This is a genomic window from Nonomuraea sp. B19D2 (assembly GCF_040137845.1).
In the GTDB taxonomy this organism is placed as follows: Bacteria; Actinomycetota; Actinomycetes; order Streptosporangiales; family Streptosporangiaceae; genus Nonomuraea.
Genome location: NZ_JBEFAK010000027.1, coordinates 22,466 through 41,978, shown reverse-complemented (window position 1 = coordinate 41,978; position 19,513 = coordinate 22,466). Strand labels below are relative to the sequence as shown.

Sequence of the window (19,513 nt, the reverse complement as noted above, 5' to 3'; positions counted from 1 at the left end):
CTTCATGACCGTCGCCGCTTCAGGCCCGGTGTTCTCCCTGCGGGAAATCCCGTTCAGCTACCGCGGATCCTGGTTCGGCTTCTCGCCCGTGGTGGCGGAGAAGACCTACGCCGAGGACGTGCACCTGGTCTCGCACCAGACCGGCATGCACGCGATCCTGCGGCTGATCCCCACCGCCGCGACCGCCGTCACCGCCACCCCGCACCAGCTCACCTGGAGCCACGACGACGGCCGGATCGACCTCGCCTACGAGAACCCCGACACCGTACGGGTCAAAGGCCGCGGCCTCGGGCTCCGCCTGCTGGCCGCCGACCCCGTACTGACGCCGTTCAGCGGCCCGTACTTCTACCAGGACCCGGTCGACGGCTCGTACGTCTTCACCGTCTACCAGACCGGCCGCCGCTACCGGATCACCCTCCTCGGCGGGCAGGCCGAACACCTCGGCACGCAGGCGCTGGGCACCGCCGAACGCGGTCTCGTCCTCAGCGGCGACTGGGAGATCGCCATCGAGGAGTACGAAACCGCCCGCGCCCCGTACGCCGGCACGGACGCCTTCGAGCAGGTGGCCAAGGCGGCGCGGGCCGAGTTCGACGCGTTCGCCGCGGCGGTCGCGCCCTGGCGCAGCGACCGCACGCCCGCCGCCGAACTGGCCGCCTACGTGCTGTGGTCGGCCGCCGTCCGCCCGGCCGGGTTCGTCACCCGCCCGGCCGTGCTCATGTCCAAGCACTGGATGGACAAGGTGTGGAGCTGGGACCACTGCTTCAACGCCATCGCCCTCGCAGGCGGCCTGCCCGACCTGGCCTGGGACCAGTTCCTGCTGCCCTTCGACCACCAGGACGCCGCCGGCGCGCTGCCCGACTCCGTCACCCACTCCGAGCTCCTCTACAACTTCGTCAAGCCCCCCATTCACGGCTGGGCCCTGCGCCACCTCCCCGCGGCGCCCGACCCGGCCGAGACCTACCGGCTGCTGGAACGCTGGACCACGTTCTGGCTGGCGGCCCGCCGCGCCCCCGGGCGGGATCTGCCGTACTACCAGCACGGCAACGACAGCGGCTGGGACAACGCCACCACCTTCGACCCCGAGCGCGTCGTCGAGACCGCCGACCTGGCCGCCTTCCTCGTTCTCCAGATGCGCGAACTGGCCCGCCTGGCCACCGACCCGGACGGGTCCGCCCGATGGAGCGAGCAGGCCGACCGGATGCGCGACGCCCTCCTCGCCGAGCTGTGGGACGGCGAACGGTTCGTCGCCCGCGGCGCACACTCCGGACGCACCTGGTCCAGCTCCAGCCTGCTCGACCTCATGCCGATCGCACTGGGGGAGGAGCTGCCGCAACCCGTCCGCACGGCCTTGGCCGCCCGGATCGAGCAGCACCTGACCGCGTTCGGCCCCGCCACGGAGCTGCCTGCCTCTGAGCACTACCAGGACGACGGCTACTGGCGCGGCCCCATCTGGGCGCCCTCGACCGTCCTGATCGAGGACGGGCTGCGCCGAGCCGGACACTCGGAGCTGGCCGATGAGATCAGCGCCCGCTTCCGCGCACTGTGCGAGAAGTCGGGGTTCGCCGAGAACTTCGACGCCCGCACCGGCGAGGGTCTGCGCGATCGCGCCTACACCTGGACGGCCAGCGCCTACCTCATCCTCGCCGCCGCCCACGAGAGGCGGACCAGGACGTGATCCGGTTTTGACAGGTCAGGGTCGCCGGAGGCCCGGACCGGAGACGGGCCTCCGGCGAGGTCACCGGACACCCTCCGCGGCCGTCACCATGTGCGTGGTCAGCACGACAAAGGCGAGGCCCGTGGCCATGTGAACCCGTTGCCACTTGTCGTACGGCACCTTCGTGTTGATCGCGTGCGCGACCCGACAAGGAGAAGTGTTCCGAGGATGGACGTTCCGATCCGGCGATGGGCGTTGCACCCGTGAGTATGGCCAGGCCGGTCAGCCATCCCAGGGCGGGACGAGCTCGTGTCCTACATTCAAGGCATCGGCGAGCTCCGCCAGACCCTTGTCGAAGGAGGCGCGTGATGGCGCTGCACCGGCTCAGCTCGATCATCATCGGGGTGCCCAACCCCGCGGAAACCATCGCCTACTACACCGAATTCGGCCTGCGGCCCGGCGCGGACGGATGGCTGGCCACCACCGACGGCGGTGACCAGCTCCGTGTGGTCACGGCTCCGACCCGGCGCCTGGTCGAGGTGCGGATCGGCGCCGACGATCCCGACGATCTGGCGGCCGCCGCCTCCCGGCTGCGTGCCCTGGAGGTCCCCGCCCAGCTCGGTCCCGCCCAGCTCGTCGCACACGACCTGGTCACCGGGGTTCGCGCCGTCGTCCAGATCGAGGACCGCCTCGCCCAGGACCCTCGGGCGGGCACCCCGTACAACGGCCCTGGCCGCCATGACCGCATCGGCACCCGCGCGCCCGGAATCCTGCGCACCGACCCCGTACGGCCCCGCAAGCTCGGACACGCCGTGCTGGCGACCACCGACCTCACCGTCACCACGGCCTTCTTCCGCGACGGGCTCGGCTTCAAGGCCAGCGACTACGTCAAGGACGTCGGGGCGTTCCTGCGCTGCTCGACCGACCACCACAACATCCTGGTACTCAAGGCTCCCGTCACCTTCCTGCACCACACCTCATGGCAGGTCGACGACATCGACGACATCGGCCGCGGCGCGACGCGCATGCTGGAAGACCATCCCGAACGGCACGTATGGGGGCTGGGCCGGCACCACGCCGGGTCCAACTTCTTCTGGTACCTCAAGGACCCCGCGGGCAACTTCAGCGAGTACTACTCCGACATGGACTGCATCATCGACGACCAACTCTGGACCCCGGAGACCCTCGAGGGCGCCCTCGGCCTGTTCAACTGGGGCCCACCACCGCCTCCGTCGTTCCTGCACCCCGAAGACCTGGCCGCGCTCATGACCGGGGCGCACAGCACCTAGACCGATTCTGTACGCTTTCCGCACGGAAGGCTCTGTCCTCCAGAGTGCGAAGGCGTCCCCGCTCAGAACGCGGCCTGACCCCGTGGCAGCGGTCAGCGGCCCCAGAGCCGCCAGGTCTGGTTGAGCGGACTGGCCTGGCCCGCCGGGTTGCAGGTCCACTGGTGGATGGGAGCCCTGGGCGCGGTCGAGATGGTGCTGACGTCGACGCACTTGCCGCTGTGGCGGGCGACGAGCTGGTGGTCCCGGGGATCGTTGCCTGCATAGGTGACCCTGCGCAGCGTGAACTGCTGGTTCTGCGCTCCGCTGCTGCACGCCCACTGGCGTACCGGCGCGCCGTCGGCCGTGGACGACGCGCTCACGTCGAGGCACTTCCCGCTCTGCTGGTTGACCAGCGTGTAGGTGCCCGCCACGCCGGCGACCGGCCGGAAGTTCCACAGCTGCTGATCGCCGCCCTCACAGAAGAACTGCTGCTGCACGTTGCCATCGGCGGTGCTGAGGTCGGTGTTGTCCAGGCACTGCTGGGAGTGTTGCGCGACCGCGACGGACTGGAAGCCGCTCTCCGACGGCGGCAGCAGCGTGATGGTGAACGTCTCGTCGGCGTTGGTGTGGGGCAGGTTCAGCGTGGCGCCGGTGCCGGACAGCGTCAGGACCGTGTTCTGTACGGTGATCGGCCCCTGGACGGCGCCGCCGCCGTTGTACGAGATGCGTTGGACGACCGCGCGGACCTGGTTGTTCTGCGCGATGCCGCTGGTGGTGTCGAGCCGCCGGAGATTGACGGCGATGTTGCCGGTCGTCCCGCCGCCGCCCACCAGGATCTTGGCCATGCCGGTCGTCTTGGTGGCGAAGGCGTCGTAGGACGCGCTCGGGGTCACCGAGACGATCTGGCCGGTCTGGGAGGCGTAGAAGCGGTAGACCCACCATTCGCCCTTGGGCAGGTGCTGCCCTGTGCCGTTGCGGACGAGCAGGCTCGCGAGATCGTTGTGCAGGTTGCCGGCGCTCGCCCAGTTCGCGCGCAGCCCGTCGGCGCCTGCCCGTTCCAGCCGGGCGATGTACCACGACCCGTCTCCCGGGTTCTGCTCGTTGGGCGCGGCGTATTCGTTGATCTGGTACGGGCGTGGGTGCGGGATGCCGCGCGCGTCGAGCGTGGTGTTGGCGGCCGCCACGTTGGCCACCGGGTCGCCGGGCAGGGAGTGCCAGCTGACGATGTCGGGGACGACGTTGTTGGCGCGGACGAAGTCGAGGTACGCGTTCCACCAGCTGTGCGTGGTCGAGGGTACGCAGGCGCAGCTGGGGCCGACGATCAGGTGGTTCGGGAAGGCGGCGCGGATGCGCTGGTGGCTGCGGCGCCACAGCTCGAAGTACTGGGCCTGCGGGCGGTTCCAGAACAGGGAGAGGTTCGGCTCGTTCCAGATGTCCCACTGCACGGTGATCCCGGCGGCCCGCACGTCGTTGATCAGGCGGGTGAGGAAGGCGTCGTAGTCGGACCAGTTGCCGCCGTCGCCAGGAAAGCGCGAGATCGGGTATCCGTCGGCCCCCCACAGGTCGTGCGGGAGGATGATGAACTGGCCGCCGAGCGCGATCGTCCGGCGGGCCTGGGCCAGCGTGGCGTTCCACCTGCGCTCGTAGGCGCCCGACACCCAGCCGCCGGGTGAGCCGAGCTGGGCGCCGCCGGCCCGCATGTACCGGAACTTCACGTCACGGAAGAAGTGGTCCGCCGGCCCGGACGCGTTCTCCGTCATGCCGTAGATCCACCCGGACGCGCGGTAGGCCGGGGCGCCGCCGGCCACGGCGAAGTCGACACTGATGGATTCGTCCGCGGCCTGCGCCGGCGCCGGGGTAGCCGGGAGGATGACGGCGATGAGCATCCCGGCCAGCAGCCGGGAGACGAGGGCGAGGCGTCTGCTGGGCGGTCGTTGCGTGGTCGTCCTCATGGGTGGCTCCTAGGGGGAGTGGGGGTGGATGAGGCGAGAGGGACCCAACGATTTGCAACGCGACTGTGAACCGATTCGAACGCATGCAGCCAAGCCTCACTCGGGCATGAACTCCGGCGAGTGAGAATGCTCAGCATCTAGTAGCGAATCGATTCGACCGGATAGTAGATCTCCTGATGGAGACGTGTCAATGGCATGTAAAGAGGGCCTGATCGCCTGAAGGCGGGCCCCACTCGCAGTGGTCAAGGGCGAGGCGCTCGGCGGTCCCGCCGCTCTTCGAGTTCTTCCGCACTCACCGGGATGAGCATCGGCTGCCCGGCCACACCGAACATCGTGACAACGAACTCGGTTTCGGCGTCCGGGAGATTATTGGCGTCCTGGTAATGGATGAGGTCGCCGCCCGGCTCCCAGAACGACTCGCCGGCCTTGATGACGCGCTGCGGTTCGCCTTCCAATTCGAAGATCATCTCACCTTTGATGAGGTACCCGAACGCGGGACCGGTGTGGCGGTGCGGCGGGTTTCCCGCACTGCCCGGCGGCAGAGTGACCAGGATCGTCATCGCCTCGGCGTTGTCCGGCATCGGCGGCGGCGCCGGCACCGACGAGATGAGTTCGATCCTCGGCGGCGGAGTGGTCGCGTCGGGGTTCTCGAGGTGGTGCGCATGTTCGAAGCTCATGGATTTCCTTCGTCCTCTCTGGCGGCGGCTAGTTCGGCGGGTCTTCGACCTTGAGCTCATCGCCTGTGTCGGAGATGAAGGTCACCAGCGCATCCGACGGTTGCCGCGACCATGCCGGCAGCCAGAAAGCCACAGGCAGACCGTATCCGGATCATGACGGCTCTCCTGTCCAGACGGAGTGGAGTTGCCTGAGTACGCTGCCCGCGGTATTTCGAGGCCGGCCAAGGACGAGTTCAAGCCTTCGTCATGGTCCGCTCAGGCGCAGCCGGCCCCGGACTGCGTCGGAGGAGAGCGCCACACCGTCGCGTACGTGGCCGGCTATTCGTCTTCCGTGACCCGGATGATCGTCTTGCCGCGGGTGCGCTGGGCGGGTGCGAGCGCGGATGGTGCCTCGGCGAGCGTCCGCACGGCCCCGACGATCGGGCGGAGCCGTCCGTCCCGGAGCCGCCGGCCCAGGTCCGCGAGCCGGGCGCGGTCGGGCTCGACGACGAAGAAGATCGCCTGCCCGTCCCGGGGCCGGACCGTGGGCGGCGAGGCGATGGTGACGAGCGTGCCGCCGGCTCGCACGAGCGCCGCCGAGCGGTCCAGGATGTCGCCGCCGATCACGTCGAACACCACGTCGAGCTGGCCGGCGTCTTCCAGGGGATCGGACTGCAGGTCCAGGAAGGCGTCCATGCCGAGACGGAGTGCGGTGTCCCTGTCGCCGGTCCTGCCGGTGCCGATCACTCGGGCTCCTGCCTCGCGCGCGAGCTGCACCGCGAGGGAACCGACTCCGCCCGCGGCGCCGTGGATCAGGACGGTCTGTCCGGCAGCGGCGCGAGGTTGCGGGCCTCCACTGCCACGTACTCGGCCAGCGCGCCGTTGCGGGCCCAGTCGGTCACCCCGAACACCCGCTGGCCGACGGTCAGGCCGGTGGTTCCGTACCCCAACTCGGCGACGACACCGGACACGTCATGCCCTGGCACACTCGGCGTACGGTCGCGGCCCGCGCGATCGGACCACGTCGCCGGCCAGTCGAGCTCGCCGCGGGTGAAACCGGCGGCGTGCACCCGCACGATGACGTCGTTCTCGGCGGCGCGGGGGTACGGCACTTCCGTCAGGGAAAGCCCGGCCAGGCCGGCGGAGCGGTCTCGGACCGTGATGGCTTGCATGACAGGGCCTCGTTCATGGCGGAGATGGCGAACACGACGAACGTACCCGGATGCCGGACACACCATCCGCAGCGGCATGCGCCCGCTGACTCTGGGTTTGGCCTGCTCAGTTCGGTTGTGCGGGGTTGAAGAAGTGGCGTAGGGCGGGGGCGACCGTGTGGGGGTTGCCGCTGCGGTCGGTGTTCCAGGCGGCGCCGTGGCCGACGCCGGCCAGTTCGATGCGTTGGGCTGTGGGGAGGGTGTTGGCCAGGGCGTTCAGTGCGGCTCGCATGTATGGCGGGCTGTGTTCGGCGCCGAGGAGCAGGACTTCGGCGTTGATGGCGCTGTAGCGGGTGATGTCTTGGAGTTGCTCGACGACGGCGATGTCGTAGGGCAGGGCTCGGGCCAGTTCGGCGGTGGAGGCGTAACGCCCTGGCTTTGCTCGGGCTTCGCGGCGTAGAACGAGGCGCATGGCGGCTTCCAGGAGGAGCCGCGGGATGAGTTCGATCGGGCGTGGGGCGAGGCCGGTGAGTTTCATGGCGGTGATCAGCATGGCGGGCAGGTCGTCGTGGGTGGTGTCGTGGTGGAAGCGGGTGATGAGTTCGGTGGGCAGGCCGTCGAGGTAGATGGGGGGTTCGAAGGCTGCGACGCGTCGGATGTTGGGGAGTGTGCGGGCGGCTTCGAGTGCTAGCAGTGCGCCGGTGCTGAGTCCGAAGATGTCGGTGGCGCCGGTGGCGTTGAGTATTGCGGCGAGGTCTTCGATGTCTCGGGCGGCCTGGTGGCCGGGTTCGAACGGGCGTGGGCTCAGGCCGCGGCCGCGGCGGTCGGGCAGGATCACGGTGAAGGAGTCGGAGAGCAGGCCGGCGAGTTCGGTGAAGTTTTCGCAGGTGCCCATGGCGCCTTGGATCAGGACGAGGCTTGGTCCGGTGCCCACGGTGCGGTAGCCGATGCGGGTCTGGTCAGCCGAGACAGCGGCCGCATCCGTGATGGCGGGTAATGGCGATATGGGCATGGAAGCACCTTTCGATCGCTCATCTGGTTGACGCGAGGAGCCCTGCCGAACGAATGCGTCCCGTGGACAGTGTTTCGGCCCGTCGTGAAGAAGTCAGAGCACCAGCAGACGCAGCGACGAATGTGATGGCGCTCCACCCCCGAAGTCGGCACCATAATAATTAGCGGCTGATTATTAGGAAACCGTCCCGGCCGGGGCCGTGCTTCATGGCTGAAAGTTTCACCCAGCGACGAACGGCCGGAGCGGCTGCCCGCGACAAACGCGCGAGCAGCCGCCCCGCAGGTGCCTCTACAGCGTCAGGGTCCATCCGTTGATGAAGCCCTTGTCGCCCTTGGTGAGATCTTCCGCGCGGAGTCTCCAGGTGCCGCTGGCCGGCGAGACGTTGGCGTTCACCCAGTAGTTCTCGTCGATGTTGTCGGTGCCGTCTTTGGGATCGGCGGCACGCAACGCGTACACCTTGCCGTCCGGCGCGACCAGGTCGAGCTTCAGGTCGCCGCGCCAGGTGTGCTCGATCTCGACGTGGACCCGGGTGCGGGTGGGGGCGTTGCCGTTGATCCAGGCCAGGACGATGCTGGATTCGGCGGTGCCGGGATCGGGGATGGCGGCGTCGTCCCAGTTGCCGAAGCACGGCAGCCGGATCCACCAGCCGTCGATGTAGCCGGTGTCGACCCATTCGACGTCCTGCACGCGCAGCTTCCAGGTGCCGTTGGCCGGGGAGGCGCTGGCGTTGACCTGGAAGGTCTCGTGAATGATGTCGGCGCTGTCGTTGGGATCGTTGGCCACCAGCGGGTAGACCTTGCCGTCCGGGGCGATCAGGTCGATCTTCAGCTCGCCGCGCCAGGTGTGGTGGATGTCGACGTACACCTCGGTGGTGGCGGGCGCGGTGCCCATCAGGTCGTTGATCGGGATGGAGGACTCCACGGTGCCGTGGTCGGGGATCGCGGTGTCCTTCATGTTCTCGTAGTACGGGACGGTCCAGGCGCCGGGTTCAGGGGCATTTCCCCCCAGTACGGCGGTGTCGACCTGGATGCGGGGGATGGTCACCCCGTTGTAGGCGATGGCTTTGCCGGTGGTCTTCAAGGCGGTTTCGAGCTGGGCCAGCGGGGCGTCGGGCAGTGCCTGGCGCAGCACGGCCAGGGCGCCGGTGACGTGCGGGGCGGCCATCGAGGTGCCGTTCAAGGAGGCCCATTTGTTGCCGGGCACGGAGGAGACGATGGACACGCCGGGGGCGAAGAGGTCCAGCAGCGCGCCGCGGTTGCTGAAGGCGGCCACGCCGTCCTGGTCGGTGGTCGCGCCGACGGCGATGGCCGAGGACACGCAGGCGGGGGCGGCTACGGCAGCGCCGTAGCCGTTGTTGCCGGCCGCGATCACGGTGGCCACGCCGGCGGTGCGCAGGCCGTCGATGACCGTCTTGCGCGGGTCGCCGTCGCAGGCGGCGGTGTACTGGCCGCCGCCCAGGCTGAGGTTGGCGGCCACCAGCGGCACCCCCGCCTCCTTCAGTTCCAGCACTTTCTCCAGGCCGGCGAGTTGCGCGCTGGTGAAGCTGAGCACGCACGGGGCGGCGCCCACCCCGCACAGGTCCTCGGAGGCGAACTTGCTGAACACCTGGATGGCGACGACCTCGGCGCCGGGCGCGACGCCGGCCGGCGGGGCACCGGTCACGCCCTGGCCGTCGCCGACCGCGATGCCGGCCACATGGGTGCCGTGGTCGCAGTCCAGCGCGGGGTCGGCGCAGGGGCCCTGGTCGGTGTCGGCGGCGCCGGGCCCTTCCTGCTGGGCGTTGCCGTCGGGACACAGGCTGGTGGCGGAGTAGTCGGCGTCGATGGGGGAGAAACAGGCCTCTTCCAGCACCCGGTCCTTGAGGAAGGGGTGGTTGACCGCGACGCCGGTGTCCAGCACGGCCACCACGCTGCCGGCACCCGTCTTGCCCGCGGCCCTGGTCTTGTCCGCGCCGATCAGCGGGACGCTCTCGGCCAGCACCGGCGGCACCGGCCGGTCCTCGGTCACGCTCACCACGCTGGGCAGCTTGGCCAGCCGGTCCAGCCCGGCCTGGTCGACGCGCAGGGTGACCAGGGGGAAGCGGGACAGTTGCTGGACGACCTGGCCGCTGGCGGCCGCGTCCGGCAGGTCGGCACGGGTTTTGCTGACCACGTTCACTCTGATCTTGCCCGCGGCGGCCGCCCGCTCGCTCAACTTGGGCTCGATCCAGGGGATCGCTGTCGGAGTGGGGGTGGAAACCGCCTGAGGAGTTGCTTGGGGGACAGCTTGGGGGGCCGCTGCCGCGCTGGCCGGCCCGGTCGCGATCGCCGTGGCCGCCAGCGCCGCGACGACACAGGATAAGACTCGTGATTTCATGACGTACCGCGCCTTACGCTAAGGGAGGTGCAGGGAAACGACGCCGGCATGAGGGGTGGCCGGACGGCGGCCGATGCCGCCATCCGGCCGAGGGAAAGTTCCCGAAAGGTCAGAGCTCAGGTGTCACGTCGGACTCACGCTGTGCTCAGGGATTGCCCTTCTTCTTGACGGCCTGGTAGTACACCCATGCCCATGCCCTGCAGTCGGGCCGGAAGAGGATGAAGTAACCGCCGCACACCTTGTCGCGCATGGTGATGTAGAACCGGTTGTCCACGTCAAGCTTTCGCGTACGGGTGAAGTCGAGGTAGTACTTGTAGTTCTTCTTCTTGTTGCGGATCAGCCCGTACCCGTAGTCGTGGGAGTCACAGGCCGGCCGCATATCGAAATTGTGGGGTTTGTCCGGAGAACTCGTGCAGTGGTCGTAGTAGATACCCCTGACCTTGAAGCCGCTGGCGGTCCGCTTCCAGTCGGGCTTGCGCCATTTGCCGCCGTGGAACGCCCAGGCTGAGCAGCCCGACTTCGTGTACCACATCCAGGTGACGGCCGTGCTGCACTTCTTCGGGTACGACTGCGGGGGATCCACGCCTTCCGGCAGGAAGTCGCTGGCCGGCGGCTCGGTGGCGTTGGGGTCGTCGAGCCCGGCCGCGCCCGTGGTCGTCCCACCGTTCTCCGGCATGTCGGTGCCGGTGGCGACCACCTGGGGAGCGGCGGCGCCCGCCGGGAACGACAGCTGCCAGTCGCCGTTGGTGAGGGACTCGATCGACGACAGGCGCCCCACCGAGTCGTAGGCGTAGGTCCCCTGGACGGCACCGACGCTGGGATCGCTCACGGTGCGCAGCAGGCCGTTCAGGTCGTAGGCGTAGCTCGCCTCGGTCTGCGGCGCCTCGGTTCCATAGGTGACCGCGATCTCCTTGAGCCGGCCCGCGTAGTCGCCGTTGGAGGTGCCGGTGGCCGTGGTGGCCGTGGCGTAGGTGAACCTGGTGACGGACGCGGGCTCCGTGGTGCCGGCCGGCTCCTTCACGGTGCTGACGCGGCCCTGGGCGTCGTAGGTGATCGTGGACTTGCCGAAGGCGGTGCTGCCCACATCGGTCACCCGCCAGGGGTCGGCGCTCGGCGCCCCGGCCGGCCGGGTCCACGTGTAGGTGAGCTGAAGGTCGCCGGTGCTGATGGGGGTGCCGTCGTCGTTGGTGAAGCCCTCGTCGCCCGCCTCCACGGGGCCCGGATCCATCGCGAGCGTCTCGACCGTCGTGGTGCGCATCGCTCCGACGTTCGCGTCCCACTTGGTGGTCTCGGTGATCTTGGATCCGTTGTCGGCCTCGTACGTCAGGACGCCGCCGCCGTCGGGGAAGGAGACGCTGCTCTTCAGGGGGTAGCTGGTCGACGTCCCTTCGTCGAGCTCCGTGACGACGAGGGTGCCGTTCTGGTTCGCCAGTTTCCGGTTGATCGTCCCGCCGGCGAACTCGGCCTGCCAGCCCGGCCCGAAGACGCCCAACTCGGGGCGGGTGGCCGGAGCCGACTGCGGCCGGGCCAGATCGCCGCCGGTCAGAGCCACGCCGTGCTTGCGGCCGATCGCGCCGGCGGACACGTCCAGTTCGGTGAGTTTGAACGTTTTGGTGTCGGAGGAGTATTGGCCGGGGCCGATCTCCTGAACGTCGGCCGGCGGCGGGTCGTCGAGCGCGGCGGCGAAGACCTCCGGGGCGAGGAAGGGGAGGAGCATCGACGCGATGGCGGCGGGGAGCGCTAATCGGCGCAAGTGGTGCCTCCAGGTAAAGAAGGAAAGTGATTTGATCACCTGGAGAGTAAGTGCTGGTAAATCGCTCGGCAAGGGCTGGACAATTTCCTGGAACGGTGTTCAAATCGCCTACGAAGCTATGCCTCGGGGGAAAATCATTCGTGCGTTCACGCAGGTCGGGAAATCATATGGCGAGCTTATCGATAATTTATGGAGCTCGTGTGGGGCCTTCGCGAACAATGGCTCGGCGGCATGGCGTGAAGGCGTATTCGGTCATTTGGATCACTGCGGCAGAACGGCACGCAACCGGGCGCAGAAACGGTCGGGCTGATCGGCGAAGCCGGTGTGGTCGCCCGGGAACAGGACGGGCTCGACGCCGAGGGCGTCCGCCAGAGCCCTGGAGGTGCGGTCGCACAGTTCGCCGGCCGAGTCCTCGCCGATGCCGACCATCAAGCGGATCGGCAGCGAACGCATGACGTCCAGGTCGGGCAGCCAGCGGTTGGTGTGGATCATCTCGTGGGCGAACCAGCGGCGTTCGTCCTGGATGTGCTGCGGATCGCGGTCACCGCCGAACATCATCTCCAGAGCCCCCTCGGGCAGCGTGATGTCGGCCTGCTTCATGAACTTCGCCCACGCCCCGATGACGTCGCCGGCCAGGTAGGTGGCGATGAGGTCGTCGGTTCCGGCGTGGAGCCGCTCGCGGTCGGGCAGCAGGTTCACCAGCGGGGGTTCGTGGGCGATGACGGTGTGGACCTGCTCGGGACGGGCCTGGGCCAGGGCCAGCGCGGTGACCGCGCCGCCGCTGGAGCCCAGGATCGTGGCCGGCCCGGCGTCCAGGTGCGCCAGCAGCCGGGACAGGTCGTCGGCGCGCGACTGCGGGGTGGAGTCCTGCTCGGGGTCGTCGAGCCGGCTGCGGTTGATGCCGCGCGGGTCGGTGGTGAGCACCGTGTGGTCGGCGGCCAGCAGGTCGGCCAGCGGCGCGAAGGACGCAGCGTCCATCGGGGCGCCGAGCAGCGCCACGAGCGGGCCCTGCCCGCGTACCTCGTAGTACAGGCGCGCGCCCGGGACGTCGAGCGTGGCGGTGGTGATCGTGGGGGTCATGGCGTCCTCCTAAGTGCGGGGGCGGTGTGAGATCTGACGACTGCGGTCAGCAAGGGTGGCACTGTCGCGGCCACGAGCCGATCGGTGGATCTTGCACGGCCATCGTGGCGGCCCCGGCGTCGTGGTGTCAAACACCTGTTCGAACGCGATTCACGCGCCAGGCGTGTCAATCGGTTATGAAGGAACCGTGCCTGACGACGTGGAGATCCGCCTGCTGCGCCACTTCGTGGCCGTGGCCGAGGAGTTGCATTTCAGCCGGGCCGCCCAGCGGCTCTTCGTGGCCCAGCAGGCGCTCAGCCGTGACGTCCGCCGGCTGGAGGACCGGATCGGGGCCCGGCTGCTGGAGCGCACCACGCGACGCGTCACGCTCACCCCGGCCGGGCGGCTGCTGCTGAGCCGGGCGCGCGAGATCCTGGGACTGTACGACTCGACCCTGCTCGAACTACGCGGCGAGCCCCAGTCGCTGACCGTCGACGTCGTCGGCCCTGGCCTCACCCCCACGCTGGTGCTGGCGGAGGCGCGCCGACGGGCTCCCGAGGTGGAGTTCTTCGCCCGCTTCCACACCGGCACCGAGGCGGCCGTGCCGCTGCTGCTGGCCGAGAAGGTGGACGTCACCTTCGGCCGCGTGCCGGGCCGGCTCGACGGGGTACGGCAGCGTGCCGTACGACATGAGCCCATCGCCGTACTGCTGCCCGAACACCACCCGCTGGCCCAGGCCGACGCCGTGCCGCTGGAAGCGCTTCGCGGCACCGGGGTCTGCATCCGCGCAGGCAACCACGCGACGCCGGGCTGGGAGCACGCGGTGCTCCAGTTGCTGGCGCCCTTCGGAGTCGACCCGGCCCTGGCGCACCCGCACGTTCAGGGCGTCGACGAACTCGCCCAGCACATCCGCGACCGCAACGCCCCCATCCTCACCATGACGACTCAGCCCGCCGTGCCCGGCGCCGTCCTGCGACCGCTGGTGGAGCCGGTCGCGTTGTTCCCCTGGGCGATGATCTGGCGGGCCGACACCGACCACCCCGGCCTGCGCGCCCTGCACCGGGCCGCGGACGAGCTGACCGCCGCCCACCTCTGGCTCACGGTGCCGCAGGAAGCCTGGTTTCCCGAACCCGAGGCCGGGCTGCGGCCACCCGGTTAGCGTGAATCGCTCGGATGTACGCCTGGGTCGACCGCCCGAACCACCCGCTGGCGCGTATTGAGCGCGCCGCTGCGCCCGCCATGCAGCGCGCCATGTCGGTCAGCGCCTGTCGGGTCGGTATCGGAGGATGAGCACAACAACGGCCACATAGCTGAGCCGCAGCACGACCGCCGCGATCAGAGCTGCACGTCGTCGGCTCGCCCCGGGAGCGCAACACGTCGCCGGCCACGGCCGCGCTCACTGCGCCGGACGCCACGCCCAGCAGGATGCCGCTCGCGAAGGCCGCGGGGAACTGGAGGAAGATCCACCTCTCGCCTCGTACGTAGAGGAATGAAGAGACGGAGCCGCCGATGAAGCCGACCAGGAACAGCACAGTGCCGAAAGCCGGGCTCAGCCAGCCGGGGCCATGTATCGCGAGCCATGTTCCTCCGTACGCCAAGCCCACGGCGCAGAGGGGGATCCCCACAGCGGCGATCGCCTCGAAGACACACCATCGCCATGCTCGTGCCAGCAACCAGCGTTCGAGCCGATTCACTGGCCCCGGGCCCGCGACAGCCATCGGCGCATGACCTCCTGTGAGAGAGGTGTCTCACCTGACCTTGTCACTCACGTACGACCCGAACAAGGTCAACCATCCGGCGCCGATCACTCCGCGCTCGCGAGTTCTCTCTCAAAGCGCTCGCGCAGCGCGTCCTTCTCCGGCTCCGGCAGCCAACACGCCTCCACCCCGGCCAGCGCCATCGCACGCAACCGCTCATCCCGCACGGCGAGCTGATCGGAGAGGATCCGGTACTCGTTCGCCAGCGACGTCGGGAACATCCCGGGGTCGTCGGAAGCGGGAATGACGTTGAGCCCGGCCTCGAGCATCGCCGCGATCGACGCCCGCCGCCACGGCCGCCACGAGCGCCGCGAGGTGGTCGAGATGACGGTGAACGGGATCTGCTCGTCCCTGACCCTGGCGACGACCTCGTCGTCCTCGAGTACGAAGTAGCCGTGGTCGATCCGGTCGCACCCGAGCACGTCGAGGCAGGTGATCGTGTTGGCGGCGACGGGCGCGTGCTCGGAGGAGTGAGCGGTACGGCGGAGCCCGGCCGCACCGGCGAGCCGGAAGGCGGCCTCGAACCGCTCGGGCGGCCCGGCGGTCTCCAGGTTGTCCAGCCCGATCCCCGCCACGTAGTCGTGCGGGTTGTCCACGACAGTGCGTACCCAGGAGAGCGCCTCCTCGCCCGACTTGCTCCGGTCGATGGCCGCGATGAGCCTGCCCGACATGCCGAAGTCGCGTTCTGCCATCCTGATGCCCTCGGCGTACGCCTCGACCACCGTGGCGTAGCCGAGCTTCTCCTGCTGTTCGGTCAGCGCGTCGAAGGAGAGCTCGAGATGCCTGGTCGCGCTGGTGCGGTGGGCGTCCTCGAACGCCTCGTAGGTGATCCTGGTGAGATCGTCAGCGTCGCGCAGCACCTGGAGCACCCACGAGGACACCTGGAACAGGGAGTAGGAGACCTCGGGCTCGTCCGCGCTCCTGCCCTGCGGAACCGGGATCCGGGTGTCCAGGTAGAGTGCCGGGTCCGGCGGGAGCGAGTTCACGTCCGCGTAGATCTGCTCGGGCGCGTCGGGCAGGTCGAGCCCCTCCCGCCTGGCCAGCTCGGCGAAGGTCGAGGCGCGCACGGTGCCGATGAGGTGGCAGTGCAGATCGACCTTGGGCATCAGGTCGAGGTTCACTTGCCGGCCACCTCGCGGGTGAAGCGGTCGACCCAGGTGGCGCGGGTGTCGACGAGCTGGGCGGGGTCGAGGGTCTTGAACCCGGCGGCCACGGGGTCCTTCGCCGCCTCGCCCGTCACCTTGGCGATGTCGGCCGGGATCTCGGCCTTCGAGTTCGTGGGCAGGTCACCGACGGCCTTCGCCATGGCGCTCTGCGCCTCGGCCGACAGCATGTAGTCGATGAACTTCGCCGCTCCCTGCTGGTTGCGCGCGCCCTTGGGGATCATCGCCCGGTTGGTGGCCATGTAGCGGCCCTTGGCGGGAGCCGTCCAGGCGATCGGCTCGCCCGAGGTGACAAGCTTGGTGGCGAAGCCGCTCAGCGCGTCGGCGGCGACGATCTCGCCCTGGGTCAGCAGGTTCGTGACCTCGGTCGAGGAGGTGTAGAACTGCAGGACGTTCGGCGCCCAGCCGGCCAGGGTCTGCAACGAGGTGTCGATGTCGTACGGGCCCTTGCCGTACGACTCACCCACCCCCGAGATCATGAGTTGTCCGGCGGTCACCGAAATATCGGGAAGCGCGACCTTTCCCTTGTTCGCCGCGTTCGCGAACAGCGCCCAGTCGGCGGCCTGCTTCTGGCTGAGCCTGCCGGTGTTGTAGATGATCCCGTTGAGCTGGTGCGTGTAGGCCGGCCCCTCGTAGGCGCCCTCGGTCGCGAACGGCGCGAGCTCCTTCATGTTGGGCACGTCGACCTTCTGGAAGAGGCCGTCCTTCTGCCCGAGCGCGGCGAAGTAGTCCGAGATCAGCACCACGTCCGCCTCCGGCTCGCCCTTGGCGAGCTTCAGCTTCGACAGCCGGTCGGAGTTGGACCCGGTGTCCAGCTCGACCTTGATCCCCGTCTGCTTGGTGAACGGAGCGACGACCGCCTGCTCGAACTCCTTCACACCGAAGGGGAAGGTGCTGACGACGATGGTGTTCTGATCGGCCTGCTTCTCACTGGAGCCGGCGCCGGAGCCGGAACATCCGGCTGCGGCGAGCACTGTCAGAGCAGCGGCCAGTACGGCGCGGCGCGTGGGCATGGGCTTCCTTCTTTCAGCGGGCTTTCAGCGGGGGAGTGAGACCAGATGGTCGTCTGGCGCGATCACCGTGACGCTCGATCCGGGCGTCAGGGTCGCGCCGCTGCGTACGTCGGCCAGCAGCCTGACGGTCGCGCCTGACGGGTCGACCACGTCGAGCGAGACCAGCAGGTCGACGCCGCGGAAGGCCACGTCGACCACCGTCGCGTCAAGGCCGTGACCTTGCTCGGCGATGCGCAGATGCTCGGGCCGGATGGTCAGAGGGGTGCCGTCGGCCGCGGTGAGGAAGTTCTCGTAGCCGAGGAACTCGGCGACGAAGCGGTCGGCCGGACGGGGGAAGACCTGCTGAGGAGGGCCCTGCTGCACGATCCTGCCCTCGTTCATGACGACCATCTCGTCGGACATCTCCAGCGCCTCGTCCTGGTCATGGGTGACGAGGATGACGGTCAGCTCGGTCTCCGCCTGGATGCGCCTGATCTCGGCCCGCATCTGGACGCGCAGGCGGGCGTCGAGGTTCGACAGCGGCTCGTCGAGCAGCAGGAGCTTGGGCCTGATCGCGATCGCCCTGGCCAGCGCCACCCGCTGCTGCTGCCCGCCGGAGAGCTTCTTCGGTTTGCGGTCGGCCAGGTGCGCGAGCCCGACGAGCTCGAGCGTCTCCATGACCCGCGACCGTCTTTCCGCGGACGGCACCTTGCGTAGCTTGAGCCCGTACCCGACGTTGTCGGCCACCGTCATGTGCGGGAACAGCGCGTACGACTGGAAGACCATCCCCAGATTCCGCTTCTCCGGCGGCGTGCGCGTGCTGTCGATCCCGTCGATGCGGATCGTCCCCGACGTCGGCGCCGAGTAGCCCGCGATCATCCTGAGCGTGGTGGTCTTGCCGCAGCCGCTCGGGCCCAGCAGCGTCGTCAGCTTCCCGGCCGGCACGGCGAGGTCGATCTTGTCGACGGCGGTGAAGGAGCCGAACCTCTGGGAGACTCCGATCAACTCGGCGGCGGCGGTCATTGGTTGATCCCTCCGAAGATCTTGGCGAATCCGACCGTGCGCTCGGCGATCACCGCGATGACCACGGTGGCGGCCAGGATGAGGGTGGAAGCGGCGGCGACCATCGGGTCATAGGACTGCTGCACGTAGTCGAGCATCGTCACCGGCAGCGTCCGGAAGTCGCGGCCCTGCAGCAGCAGCGACAGCGGCACGTTGTTGAACGACGTGACCACGCTGAGCAGCCCGGCGGAGAAGATCCCCGGACGCAGGACGGGCAACGTCACGTTGAAGAACGCGCGCAGCGGCGAGGCGCCGAGACCCCGGGCGGCCTCCTCCAGGACGGGGTCGGCCAGCGCGAGCGAGGCGCCGGTCACGCGTACCGCATAAGGCAGCATCAGCGCCGTGTGCCCGACCAGCAGGGTGCTGAAGTTGTCCAGATCCAGGCCGATCATCAGCTGCTGGAACAGCGCGAGGCCGACGACCAGCTCAGGGACGATGAGCGGCGACAGGAACAACCCCTCGACCAGGCCCTTGCCAGGAAGCTTGCCACGGTGGACGGCGAGCGTGACAGGCACGCCGATCAGCAGCGCGAGCGCGGTGGCCAGCACGGCCAGCTCCAGGCTGGAGATCGCGGCCTCGATGAACGGCTCGTAGCCGAGCGCCTCGTCGAACCAGCGCAGCGAGATCCCGTCGGGCGGGAACCTCAGGGTGCTTCCCGCCGTGAAAGCGGTGGCGACCACGAAGATGATCGGCACGATCATGATGACGTAGCCGATGACCGCGAGCGCCGCTGTGATCGGCCGCTTCATGAGGTGGCCCCCTTCCGCCCGATCAGCGAGGACAGCCCGGAGACCAGGAAGACCAGAACCGTCATGATCAGCGCCGTCGCCGAGGCGGAGGCCCAGTCGACCGTGGTGCTCGCGTAGTTGAACAGCTGCGTGGAGAGCATCCGCTGGCTGGACCCGCCGAGCAGATAGGGCGTGGTGTAGGCGGTGACGGACCCCGCGAAGACCAGGGTGGCGGCCACCACGATGCCCGGCATGGTCAGCGGGATGACGACGTTCCACATCGTACGGATCCTGCTCGCGCCGAGCCCGCGCGAGGCGTCGTCCAGGCCGGGATCGACCTGGGCGACGGCCGAGTAGCAGGAGATTATCGCCAGCGGCAGGAACAGCTGGGTGAGGCCGAGGACGATCGCCAGCTTGGTGTAGAGCAGCTGCGGCGCCACGTCGACGATGCCGAGCTGGACGAGCAGTTGGCCGAGCGCCCCTTTGGAGCCGAGAATCACCAGCCAGCCGAACGTCCGCACCACGTTGCTCAGCATCAATGGGAAGATCGCCACTGCCAGGAAGACCCCGCTCCAGCGTGACGGCGAGCGGGCGAGCCAGTAGGCGATGGGGAAGCCGAGGACGACGCAGATGATCGTGACAGCCAGGGCCAGCCCGACCGTGCGCCCGATCACCTCCAGGTCGTAGGGATCCGTGAGCATCTCGCCCAGACGTGCGAAGATCTCGCTGGTCGGCACGTCCGGCGGCGCGAAGAGCATCGCGGCGGAGGGAACGAGGAAACCTGCGATGAGAAGGACGAGACCAGGCACCAGTAGAAAGGCCGATGTGCGGGAGATGTCGGCGTCCTTTCTCTGTGGCGTACGCTTGCAGTGGAACCGGTTGTGGAACCGGTTGCATGAGCCTGACCATAGATTATGAGCGGCCTCACGCACAAACCCCCGTGTGAATTCC

At 68.9% G+C, this 19,513-nt stretch carries 16 protein-coding genes; 3 read left to right on the top strand and 13 right to left on the bottom strand.

Annotation, left to right across the window (positions count from 1 at the left end; all coding sequences use genetic code 11):
• The first annotated feature begins 4 nt into the window (after positions 1 to 4).
• A complete protein-coding gene (locus ABN273_RS37625; RefSeq protein ID WP_349453904.1) occupies positions 5 to 1,675 on the top strand; it encodes an amylo-alpha-1,6-glucosidase in 1,671 nt (556 codons plus the stop codon).
• A 347-nt stretch (positions 1,676 to 2,022) separates the two neighbouring features.
• Positions 2,023 to 2,943 (top strand): VOC family protein, encoded by a 921-nt coding sequence (locus ABN273_RS37620; RefSeq protein ID WP_349453903.1) that lies wholly within the window; start codon positions 2,023 to 2,025, stop codon positions 2,941 to 2,943.
• A gap of 92 nt (positions 2,944 to 3,035) precedes the next feature.
• Here the strand turns inward: ABN273_RS37620 and ABN273_RS37615 are convergent, their stop codons facing one another.
• From ABN273_RS37615 to ABN273_RS37580, 8 genes are all read right to left on the bottom strand, one after another.
• Entirely contained in the window at positions 3,036 to 4,874 is a 1,839-nt protein-coding gene (locus tag ABN273_RS37615; RefSeq protein ID WP_349453902.1) for an RICIN domain-containing protein, read from the bottom strand.
• A gap of 242 nt (positions 4,875 to 5,116) precedes the next feature.
• Positions 5,117 to 5,551, bottom strand: a complete 435-nt coding sequence (locus ABN273_RS37610; RefSeq protein WP_349453901.1) for a cupin domain-containing protein — start codon at positions 5,549 to 5,551, stop codon at positions 5,117 to 5,119.
• Between the two features lie 318 nt (positions 5,552 to 5,869).
• Positions 5,870 to 6,277 carry a zinc-binding dehydrogenase gene (locus ABN273_RS37605; protein ID WP_349453900.1) on the bottom strand — a complete coding sequence of 136 codons (408 nt, stop codon included), beginning with the start codon at positions 6,275 to 6,277 and terminating at the stop codon, positions 5,870 to 5,872.
• Positions 6,278 to 6,342: 65 nt separating this feature from the next.
• Positions 6,343 to 6,702 carry an alcohol dehydrogenase catalytic domain-containing protein gene (locus tag ABN273_RS37600; protein WP_349453899.1) on the bottom strand — a complete coding sequence of 120 codons (360 nt, stop codon included), beginning with the start codon at positions 6,700 to 6,702 and terminating at the stop codon, positions 6,343 to 6,345.
• A gap of 106 nt (positions 6,703 to 6,808) precedes the next feature.
• Positions 6,809 to 7,693 carry an alpha/beta fold hydrolase gene (locus ABN273_RS37595; protein ID WP_349453898.1) on the bottom strand — a complete coding sequence of 295 codons (885 nt, stop codon included), beginning with the start codon at positions 7,691 to 7,693 and terminating at the stop codon, positions 6,809 to 6,811.
• 288 nt (positions 7,694 to 7,981) lie between these two features.
• Positions 7,982 to 9,886, bottom strand: a complete 1,905-nt coding sequence (locus ABN273_RS37590) for a S8 family serine peptidase (protein ID WP_349453897.1) — start codon at positions 9,884 to 9,886, stop codon at positions 7,982 to 7,984.
• Positions 9,887 to 10,193: 307 nt separating this feature from the next.
• On the bottom strand, positions 10,194 to 11,801 hold the full coding sequence (locus ABN273_RS37585; protein ID WP_349453896.1) for a phospholipase A2: 1,608 nt from the start codon (positions 11,799 to 11,801) through the stop codon (positions 10,194 to 10,196).
• A 261-nt stretch (positions 11,802 to 12,062) separates the two neighbouring features.
• Positions 12,063 to 12,881: an alpha/beta fold hydrolase gene (locus ABN273_RS37580; RefSeq protein ID WP_349453895.1), complete on the bottom strand. Its 819-nt coding sequence runs from the start codon at positions 12,879 to 12,881 to the stop codon at positions 12,063 to 12,065.
• A gap of 187 nt (positions 12,882 to 13,068) precedes the next feature.
• Here ABN273_RS37580 and ABN273_RS37575 point away from each other — a divergent pair, with 187 nt between their 5' ends.
• Complete coding sequence (locus ABN273_RS37575) at positions 13,069 to 14,019, top strand: LysR family transcriptional regulator (protein WP_349453894.1); 951 nt, start codon at positions 13,069 to 13,071, stop codon at positions 14,017 to 14,019.
• A gap of 645 nt (positions 14,020 to 14,664) precedes the next feature.
• On the opposite strand, the gene ABN273_RS37570 is transcribed toward ABN273_RS37575, so the two are convergent.
• Genes ABN273_RS37570 through ABN273_RS37550 form a run of 5 tightly spaced genes read right to left on the bottom strand, consistent with a single transcriptional unit; the run spans position 14,665 to position 19,320 of the window.
• Positions 14,665 to 15,738: an adenosine deaminase family protein gene (locus ABN273_RS37570; RefSeq protein ID WP_349453893.1), complete on the bottom strand. Its 1,074-nt coding sequence runs from the start codon at positions 15,736 to 15,738 to the stop codon at positions 14,665 to 14,667.
• Entirely contained in the window at positions 15,735 to 16,793 is a 1,059-nt protein-coding gene (locus ABN273_RS37565; protein ID WP_349453892.1) for an extracellular solute-binding protein, read from the bottom strand. The genes ABN273_RS37570 and ABN273_RS37565 overlap by 4 nt, the downstream gene beginning before the upstream one ends.
• Positions 16,794 to 16,817: 24 nt before the next feature.
• Positions 16,818 to 17,795: an ABC transporter ATP-binding protein gene (locus ABN273_RS37560; RefSeq protein WP_349453891.1), complete on the bottom strand. Its 978-nt coding sequence runs from the start codon at positions 17,793 to 17,795 to the stop codon at positions 16,818 to 16,820.
• The gene (locus ABN273_RS37555) at positions 17,792 to 18,583 is read right to left on the bottom strand and encodes an ABC transporter permease (RefSeq protein WP_349453890.1); all 792 of its coding nucleotides are present in this window, start codon (positions 18,581 to 18,583) and stop codon (positions 17,792 to 17,794) included. The genes ABN273_RS37560 and ABN273_RS37555 overlap by 4 nt, the downstream gene beginning before the upstream one ends.
• Positions 18,580 to 19,320 (bottom strand): ABC transporter permease, encoded by a 741-nt coding sequence (locus tag ABN273_RS37550; protein ID WP_349453889.1) that lies wholly within the window; start codon positions 19,318 to 19,320, stop codon positions 18,580 to 18,582. Before ABN273_RS37550 ends, ABN273_RS37555 begins: the two co-directional genes overlap by 4 nt.
• Positions 19,321 to 19,513 lie beyond the last annotated feature (193 nt).